3 protein-coding genes and 1 pseudogene are annotated in these 7119 nt (G+C 42.4%); 2 read left to right on the top strand and 2 right to left on the bottom strand.

From position 1 onward, the window contains the following. Together G519_RS0131140 and G519_RS0131135 are read right to left on the bottom strand one after the other, a co-directional pair. Positions 1-244: pseudogene (locus G519_RS0131140) on the bottom strand (ISL3 family transposase); the annotation flags it as partial. Positions 245-652: 408 nt separating this feature from the next. Then, on the bottom strand, positions 653-1498 hold the full coding sequence (locus tag G519_RS0131135) for an AraC family transcriptional regulator (RefSeq protein ID WP_029197985.1): 846 nt from the start codon (positions 1496-1498) through the stop codon (positions 653-655). 144 nt (positions 1499-1642) lie between these two features. On the opposite strand from G519_RS0131135, the gene G519_RS0131130 reads away from it, so the two are divergent. Together G519_RS0131130 and G519_RS0131125 are read left to right on the top strand one after the other, a co-directional pair. Further along, positions 1643-3658, top strand: coding sequence for a beta-galactosidase (locus tag G519_RS0131130; RefSeq protein ID WP_029197984.1), 2016 nt, complete (start codon positions 1643-1645; stop codon positions 3656-3658). A gap of 345 nt (positions 3659-4003) precedes the next feature. Next, on the top strand, positions 4004-7024 hold the full coding sequence (locus G519_RS0131125) for a glycoside hydrolase family 2 TIM barrel-domain containing protein (protein WP_029197983.1): 3021 nt from the start codon (positions 4004-4006) through the stop codon (positions 7022-7024). Positions 7025-7119 lie beyond the last annotated feature (95 nt).

The raw sequence follows: 7119 nt of genomic DNA, 5'->3' as shown, positions 1-7119 counted from the left end.
AATGCATCCGGATACTTGGAACCAAAAGGACTACTTTTTTTTCAAATGCTGGCAGATGCCGGACAGTACGTAAACCGTTGCTCCCTTTAAGCGTGACGGCTTCATCTGATAGACAAATCGGACAGCATTGCTTTGAGGCCATAGGCACCGCTTCAATCTGTATTTCATCTGCATTCATCGGCAAAATCTGGTGAATCTGTAACTCTGGTATGTTAAGCATTTCACTGATATACTGGATTTGCATCTGTCTATTCCTTTTGTTGTTTGGTAGGACTTACAACAATACTGGATTGGCAGATGTTTTTCCATTTTCAACCGTAGTTCATACCGTCAAGCACTGATTTCTGTTTTGAGCCATATTTGAACGAAGATATTTATATGTGATCAGGGAAAATAAAGTTCATTAGTGAATTTTACAAATGTAAACAGAATAAAATTGTAGAGAATACTAAGTGATCGTTGAAGACAAGATAGATGCTCTGAAGGGAAATTGTGCTTAAAAAGATTTAACTAGTTGGATTAATACTGATTTTTCTCTTTACTAATGAATTGAATGTTAGATAGCAAAAAATATGCTGAAGGAAAAATAGGCTAGGGCTCTATCATAGCTAAATACAAATAAAAAATCTTATAATACAACAAAGGTAGCACTTCATAAGCAGGTGCTTCCCCTTCTCATCCGTCGGAACTGTTCCGGCGTCATGTTCTCGGATTTACGGAACCGTTGGATGTAATAGGCGCTACTAGAGAAGCCGACCTTCTCGGATACATCCTTCACGGATAGGTCGGTAGACACCAATAATATTTTTGATTGTAGAATGCGGCACTCAGTCAGGAACTCGATCGGGGTTTTACCGATGAGTAGATGGAACTGTCTACTGAAATGGGAGACGCTGTAGCCTGCTATCTCCGCCATCAGCTCCAGTGTTAGGAACTCCTCGCTGTGCAATCGGATCCATTCCGCGGCAGCAATGATTTTATTCCGCTGCCCGCTGCCCGACGAAATTTGTGTGTTCCCCGCATTGTTTGCGAGCTCGGATATCATTTCGTAGAGTAATGCCGACAGGCGAACCTCTCCCCTTCCCAGAGAAGGAACACCATTTGAGAGTAGATCGCTCCAGAGATCGTCTAGTCTTTCAGCACTTTTCCAAGAAAACGTCCAAACCTCTTGCGCCCCTTTGCCTTGCAGTAACCCACCAATTCCTTCACCTTGAAAATGTACCCATCGAATGTCCCACGGATCCTCGCTATCCGTATAATAGATCTGTTCGACACCAGGACCATAAAGAAAACCGGATCCAGCATGGAGCTTTATGGTGTCGTCGCCAACCTTTAAGTAACCTATACCGCTACGGACGATGTGCCAATTATAAGACCCAAATTGTCCGGCTGCCCTGGTCTCGCTATGAGAGGGGTCGTTGTAGTAATGTCCGAATGAGTCAGGATAACATACGAATCGGTTAAACCGAGGCTGTGCGATAAAATGGTTGATTCTCATGTTTACCTCCGTATATAGCATAATATTGATATACTAATCAAAATATTATGATTTACCATCATATTAACGATAACTATAATAAGCCTATCAAGAGATAAATATTAGCATAATAATAACATACTGATTTGAAGAGGGGAATTCAAGATGTATTTTGGCGTAGATTATTATCCAGAGCATTGGCCAGAGGAGCGTTGGTCGATCGATGCGAAGATGATGAGGGAAGCGAATATTAATATCGTAAGGCTGGCGGAGTTTGCTTGGGCGAAGATGGAACCAGAGGAGGGAACTTACGATTTTTCGTGGTTGGATCGTTCCATCGGGGTATTTGGTCGCGAGAAGATCAAAATCGTTCTCGGAACACCAACAGCTGCCGCTCCCAAATGGTTGATGGATAAGCACCCAGACATGTATCCAATCGACGTGTATGGATTAACCAAAGGCTTCGGTACGAGAAGGCATTATTGTCTAAATCACCCTGTTTACCGCGATTTTTCAAAGAAAATCGCACGCGCTATGGCTGATCACTATAAAGATAACGAGAATATCGTCGCTTGGCAGATTGATAACGAGTTTGGAGGAGCCTGTTATTGCCAAAGCGATCTACATGCTTTCCAGATTTGGCTTCGCAAGAAGTATGGAACAATCGATAAGCTGAACGAAGAATGGGGTACTATCTTCTGGAGCCAGACTTACCAGACCTGGGAAGAAATTATCCTACCTACCTACTCGTCCAGCGACGGCTTCAGCCAAAGCGGAGGTGGAAGTAACCTGTTGTCAACGCCGTTCAATCATAATCCAGGTTTGCAGCTCGACTATCAGCGCTTTTTCTCCGATTCCACAGCTGACTATCAACGACTACAAATCGAGGAAATTCGCGCCTTCAGCTCTTTGCCGATCACACATAACCTGATGGGTCACTTCAGCGAGCTCGATTATTACGACTTGGGCAAAGACCTCGACTTCATAAGTTGGGATAACTATCCGAACAATATGTGGGCTAAATCCAAGCCAACGAATACGGCTATGGCGCACGATCTAATGCGCGGTATCAAGAACAGCAACTTCTGGATGATGGAGCAGCAAAGTGGACCTTGCGGTTGGCATTCAATGGGCGATACGCCCGAACCAGGACAAGTGCGCTTATGGACGTATCAAGCGATCGCGCATGGAGCCGAAGCCATGGTTTACTTCCGCTGGCGGGCCTGTACCGTAGGAATAGAGCAGTACTGGCACGGTATTCTCGACCACGACGGCCTCGGTCGCAGACGGTATCGGGAAGTTAAGCAAATCGGACAAGAACTCGTGAAGCTATCGAATCTCTTTGTAGATGCGAAGAACGCTAGCCCTGTCGCACTTATCAAAAGCTACGACAATGTATGGAGCCATCGCGCCCAGCCACACAACCAGAAATTCTCGTACGGCGGGCTGCTCGATTCCTATTATAAGGCTGTCGCTAATCAGCATATCGGTATGAACGTAACTAGCGTGGAGACCGACTTCTCTTCCTATAAGCTCGTTATAATGCCGGCCTTTAACCTAATGACGGAAGAGATCTCAGCTAAGTGCGAGACTTATGTGAAGAGTGGAGGCTCGTTACTTATCACGTTCCGTTCAGGCACCAAAACCTGGAACAACCAGATGACCACCTTGACGTTTCCAGGATTATTTCGCGAATTAGCTGGCGTAGAGCTCGAGGAATTCGATTCCATCAACTTCGGTCGCACCGTCAAAATAGACGGCTCGTTCGGCGAAGGTACGTCATCAACTTGGTGCGACGTTCTGAAACTTACCGGTGCAGAGGCGCTGGCTGGCTATGATAGCCATTACTATAAAGGCACGCCAGCCGTAACCGTGAACACCTTTGGAAAGGGCCGGGTCTATTATGTCGCGTGCGACTTGAACGATGAGGCTATGAGTAATCTGATGAGTCTCATCGTAAAACGTGAGGAGATATCGACTAGCTTATCTAAGTCGTACGAAGGAGTAGAAGCTATCGAAAGATCCAAGGACGGGCAATCTTACCTCATTTTACTAAACCATAACAATGCAGAACTCAAAGTGGAACTTGACGGCTCGTATCGCGATGCGCTGAGTGAGACGGATGTTCAAAGCCAAATCGTTCTCGGCCCTTATGCGGCGCATGTACTTTTGAAGAGTTAATTCCAATACAAACGCCACTCCTAAGTCAATGATAAGCTAAGATAACTAGGGGGAGTTTGTTTTGTATCGTTATTATTATACTGGTACTGGAATTAATGGGCTCTTTCACGAAAGTTACTTTGCCTCATGATGCTATGATCCTGGAAGAAAGAGATCCTGACTGCAAGAACCGACCTATCACCAAGCAGTCTTGCGACTTTCATATTTTTATATAAGATAAGTCATATCTTATATTTTTTTATTTTAATACAGCATATATGATATCTTATACAGGCTTTTATATGGTGGTGAGTATCATGTTGTTTGCATGCCGAGAGGCAATTAATTATATGTGGAGGTTTAAATATGAATCAGAATAGCCTTTATCATGAAGATCCTCAGCAGTTGCATATTAACACGGAAAAAAATCGCAACTATTTTATACCTTTTTCTCCAGATCAAGATGCGTTTGAGCGAAGAGAACAATCCAGTCGTTTCTTTCTATTAAACGGGCAATGGAACTTCAGGTATTATGATAGCTTTGGAGATTTGGAAGAAAATTTCCTTGAGATGAAAGAATACACAGAAATACCCGTTCCATCCAATTGGCAATTACACGGTTATGATGTACCTCAATATACAAACGTTCACTACCCGATACCTTATGATCCGCCATTTGTACCTGATCAAAACCCGGCAGGAGTTTATAACCGGGAATTTACAGTAGATTTATCCGATGGCTTCGAGCGGTTTTTAAACTTTGAGGGTGTCGACAGCTGCTTTTATCTTTATATTAACAACCAATTTGCCGGGTATAGTCAAGTTTCTCACATGACAAGCGAATTTCATATCACCCAATACCTTGTCAGCGGCACGAATACCATCACAGTCGTTGTGCTCAAATGGTGTGACGGAACCTATCTTGAGGATCAAGATAAATGGCGTATGTCAGGCATCTTTAGAGATATGTATATACTCTCAAGACCGCAGAATAAAATTGAGGTTTTCCGTATTACTTCCAAGCTTCATGATTCCTACACAAAAGCAGATATTACGGTCGACGTTCATGCAAACACAGAAGTAACAGTAAAGCTCTTTGATGGAAGCGGCCAATTCCTTGGTAAAAAAAGTCTTAAAGACGGAGAAACAATTGCAGTTTTCAGCTTGGATCATCCAATTTTGTGGAATGCGGAACAGCCGCATTTGTACAAGGTCACATTGCAAACAGAAGAGGAAATCATTGGCGAAAAAGTTGGCCTTCGGGAAATTACCGTTAAAAACGGAGTTATCCTGTTGAATGGTGCGGCTATTAAATTCAAAGGAGTCAACCGTCATGACAGTGACCCTGTAACGGGTGCAGTTATCAGCAGGGAGCAAATGTTAGTTGACCTCTATTTAATGAAACAGCACAATATCAATAGCATCCGAACATCACACTACCCGAACAGCCCCATATTCCTTCAGCTATGCGATGAACTTGGTTTCTATGTGATTGACGAAGCAGACCTTGAATCCCATGGTTCTGTTGAAGCCGCTCATACGCAAGAGAACAATGGGGGATATTCCGGTATTGCGCTGCTTGTAGTTCGGGACGACTATGAGAAAGCCATCCTAGATCGAATTGATCTCATGATTACAAGAGATGTAAATCGCCCTTGTGTTCTGCTCTGGTCGCTGGGCAATGAGGCCGGTTACAGCAAAAACATGGAGAAAGCTGCCAAATACATAAAAGGATACGATCCAACAAGATTAGTCCATTATCAAAGCATGCACGAATTAGAAAGCGCAGAAAAAGCCGAAGACAGCGAAGCAACTCTGGATGTCGTTTCTACTATGTATACATCATCGGATTGGATGCAAAATGATTTTCTGAAGAAGGAAAATGAAAAACGTCCATTAGTATTATGTGAGTACTGTCATGCTATGGGAAATGGGCCTGGAGATTTAGAAGATTATTGGAAAGTTATCTATTCAAATGACAGATTCAGCGGCGGCTTTATTTGGGAATGGTGTGACCACGGGATCGAAATCGGGAAAGACAGCAATGGCAAAGCTAAGTACGCCTATGGCGGGGATTTTAATGAAGCGCGTCATGATGGAAATTTCTGTATCGATGGTTTAGTTTATCCGGACCGTACTCCTCATACAGGATTAAAAGAAGCAAAGAATGTTTATCGTCCTATTCGAGTCAAGCCGGTTTACACCTCGAAAGGGGTATTCGAGTTCATCAATACGTATGATTTTACCGATTTGTCCGATAAGCTTGAATGTACCGCTCAGGTTACTGATCTTGGAAAAGTGATTCTGCAAGAAAAAATAGACATTCAAGTTCCGGCCAAATCCTCGCAAATCATAATCATCCCAAGTCTTGAAGGTTTAACAGGCACAAGTGTATATGTACGGTTTATCTTTACACAAAAGCATGATACCTTATGGTCTGACAAAGGCTATGAGATTGGTTTCGATCAACTATTCATTGGCAAAGAACAACAAATCATCGAACCGTCTCAAGTGAACACATCTATCGATTATTCGGAAGATAAGAAATACATTTATATTTCTGGTGAAAACTTCGAATATCGATTTAATAAATCGATTGCTCTGTTTGATAAGCTGAAATTCAATAAAAAAGCTTTAATCGAAAAACCAATGGAATACAACGCATTTAGAGCTCCGACCGATAATGAATGGATAAAATCGAAATGGAATATGTTTAACTTTGGGAACCTTATGACAAAGGTTTACCATATTTCGGCGAAGAAATCGGATACTTACATTCTGATAAGCTCAAAAATTGCTCTTGGCGGACATTCCTACCACAACACGTTTCAATTGCAGACGGAAACTACCATTTTCAATAGTGGTGAAATGAAAATGAAATATGCTGTTCAAGTTGCAGACAAACGTCCTTACTTGCCGCGCTTTGGAGTGAGAATGTTTATGAACAGTCAATTTGACAAGGTAGAATATTACGGATATGGACCATATGAAAGCTACATTGATAAGCATCAAGCTTCATATATGGGTGTTTTTTCGCAACCTATTTCCGAAATGCATGAGGATTATATTAAACCGCAAGAAAACTCCTCCCATTGGGGGTGCGAATACGTAAAAATCAACTTCGACGATACCCTAGTCAAATTCGAAGCAGACAAACCATTTTCATTTAATGCTTCTGAATACACGCAAGAAGAGTTATCTGCGAAAAAACATCATTACGAGCTGGAAAAGAGCGGATATTCTGTTGTGTGCATTGATTATAAACAATCCGGCATGGGTTCAGCCAGCTGCGGACCATTTTTATTAGATCCATATCAATTAAACGAAAAAGAATTCGATTTTGAGTTTTGGATTAAACCAACCCAGCTGAACAAGCGATCTCTATGAAGAAACTGACTTTCATAAGACGTACCCAACACTGACAAAAGGCAAGGTTTTTGAGCACACAAAAAAAGGAAACCTCCTCAAGATCACGATAAGCA

This window comes from Paenibacillus alginolyticus DSM 5050 = NBRC 15375 (assembly GCF_000422905.1).
GTDB lineage: Bacteria > Bacillota > Bacilli > Paenibacillales > NBRC-103111 > Paenibacillus_E > Paenibacillus_E alginolyticus.
This window is presented reverse-complemented; position numbering and strand designations above follow the sequence as displayed.

Excerpts from the sequence above, each read along its gene's own strand:
- G519_RS0131135 (WP_029197985.1), bottom strand. The coding sequence starts at position 1,498 with ATGAGAATCAACCATTTTATCGCACAGCCTCGGTTTAACCGATTCGTA.
- G519_RS0131130 (WP_029197984.1), top strand. The coding sequence starts at position 1,643 with ATGTATTTTGGCGTAGATTATTATCCAGAGCATTGGCCAGAGGAGCGT.
- G519_RS0131125 (WP_029197983.1), top strand. The coding sequence starts at position 4,004 with ATGAATCAGAATAGCCTTTATCATGAAGATCCTCAGCAGTTGCATATT.